The 1,213-nt window shown below is 59.5% G+C and carries 1 pseudogene; it reads right to left on the reverse strand.

Annotated features, from left to right (window positions below):
* Positions 1 to 231: 231 nt before the first annotated feature.
* Positions 232 to 521, reverse strand: a pseudogene (locus O9K64_RS23410) (IS66 family transposase); the annotation flags it as partial.
* Between the last annotated feature and the right edge of the window lie 692 nt (positions 522 to 1,213).

Raw genomic sequence — 1,213 nt, forward strand, 5'->3', positions numbered from 1 at the left:
CAAGTGTCCACTTATTTTTTAGTGGACACTTGTTATGAGCACTTTAAGCGTACCCCACCGTCGCGGTAACGCCGCCGCCGGTATTCTCCAGGATTCAAAGCCCGGATTGTCGAAGCCAGCAAACAACACGGGATGTCAGTGATGGCGTTGTTCTTCTGCGTCGGCAGACGAGCCGGTACATCCTTGAGGTAAGGCATAGGGATCAGTCACCGAGGAAGGCGCGGGCATGCTCGCTCGGCTCGGTGCAAGGTCGTAGACCACCGCTCTTGGGGGGCGCGAAGGGTGTGGTGCGGTAAGCCCTAAGCCCGGTGGGTTTGCCTCTTGCCCGCTGCCAGCGCGGCAACCGGTGTTTCATCGGCATGCATTAGCGGATGCGGGAGCATGGCGTCTCTCAGTGCGTCCAGCAGGGGCTGCAACTGCACCCCACAGGTGCCGATTCACTGGTCCAGGGTTGAACGCGGGATGATGAGTCCGGCCCGACCGAAGGTGCATTCCTGACGGTACAGCGCCGGTTGGTCGGCATGTATGGCAGTAGTCCCCGCATCGGACTGTGCTTTGCTGCAGGATACCTGCAGCGCCGTAATCACACCCTCGGCATTTGGCATCGAGTCGCTGTCAGGGCAGCTCCTGAATCAGCGCATGCAGCTGTTCCGCGCTGAACGCCAGGCTATCGCCACGCCAGGGTTCACCCCAGTGGGACTTGTCTCACGTTTCCCCAGACCGCGCAGGCAAGGAAGTGGCAAGCCGACTGGGCCATGCTATTGGCAAAGAACCGGGGGATGGAAGCGTCGATCGGTTCGTTTCACGCCGCGTCCTTGCCTGCCGGCGACGCGGGATGCCGGTGAACTCGCGAACCGCATCACCCGCGGCACATATTTTTCCGGAGTGCCTCCAGGTTGGCTGGATAAACAGGTAATGGTTGAATCGCCATTGCGCTGGGCCTCAGTAAAAACCGGGGGAGATGTAACTTTATATTCCCGAGGGCATTATTGCTATTACGTGCTCAGACCGGTTGACATTATTCCCGCTTGCCGGGGAGTGGGGTTATTTTCCGGCCGTTTCGGCAACAGCCCGGCTGATTCATAAAAAGTTAACAATAGGGCTTGCGCGGGGAAGGCGAGTGCGTATAATGCGCCGCTCGTTCGCAGGAGAAGTTGGCCGGTAAGGCCGCGGAACCGGCGGGCGGAAAGCCAGGGAAGTGGCGATTCGAACG

This window comes from Sedimenticola hydrogenitrophicus (genome assembly GCF_029017505.1).
Classification (GTDB): domain Bacteria; phylum Pseudomonadota; class Gammaproteobacteria; order Chromatiales; family Chromatiaceae; genus Sedimenticola; species Sedimenticola hydrogenitrophicus_A.